The organism is Cronobacter sp. HA18006 (genome assembly GCF_011605445.1).
GTDB lineage: Bacteria > Pseudomonadota > Gammaproteobacteria > Enterobacterales > Enterobacteriaceae > Cronobacter > Cronobacter sakazakii.
In genome coordinates this window covers 1-526 of record NZ_JAANQB010000018.1, presented here as the reverse complement: position 1 = coordinate 526, position 526 = coordinate 1, and the positions used below count along the sequence as shown (strand labels likewise).

Annotated in this window: 2 tRNA genes and 1 rRNA gene; all 3 read left to right on the top strand. The window is 51.0% G+C overall.

The features are described from left to right. Positions 1–108 (top strand): 16S ribosomal RNA (locus G9X48_RS09050); the annotation flags it as partial. Between the two features lie 69 nt (positions 109–177). Then, positions 178–254: transfer RNA gene (locus G9X48_RS09045), tRNA-Ile, on the top strand. 33 nt (positions 255–287) lie between these two features. Next, a tRNA-Ala gene (locus G9X48_RS09040) sits at positions 288–363 on the top strand. The last annotated feature ends 163 nt before the right edge of the window (positions 364–526 follow it).

Below are 526 nucleotides of genomic sequence, written 5' to 3'. Positions count from 1 at the left end.
GTAGGTAGCTTAACCTTCGGGAGGGCGCTTACCACTTTGTGATTCATGACTGGGGTGAAGTCGTAACAAGGTAACCGTAGGGGAACCTGCGGTTGGATCACCTCCTTACCTGCAAGATACAACCTCGCAGTGCTCACACAGATTGTCTGATAGAAAGTAAAGAAGCAAAACCTCTACAGGCTTGTAGCTCAGGTGGTTAGAGCGCACCCCTGATAAGGGTGAGGTCGGTGGTTCAAGTCCACTCAGGCCTACCAACTCCGCAGGAGTTGAAGAGGTTTAACTACGATGGGGCTATAGCTCAGCTGGGAGAGCGCCTGCTTTGCACGCAGGAGGTCTGCGGTTCGATCCCGCATAGCTCCACCATCACTTCAGAGTGTACTCGATGAGTATACTGCGAAGTATTTGCTCTTTAACAATCCGGAACAAGCTGAAAATTGAAACAGACATGCTGCTGCATTTCTCCGTAACCAGGAATGCGCGGTGTGTCAGAGTCTCTCAAACTCGCAGCACGAAGACTTCTTCGGGT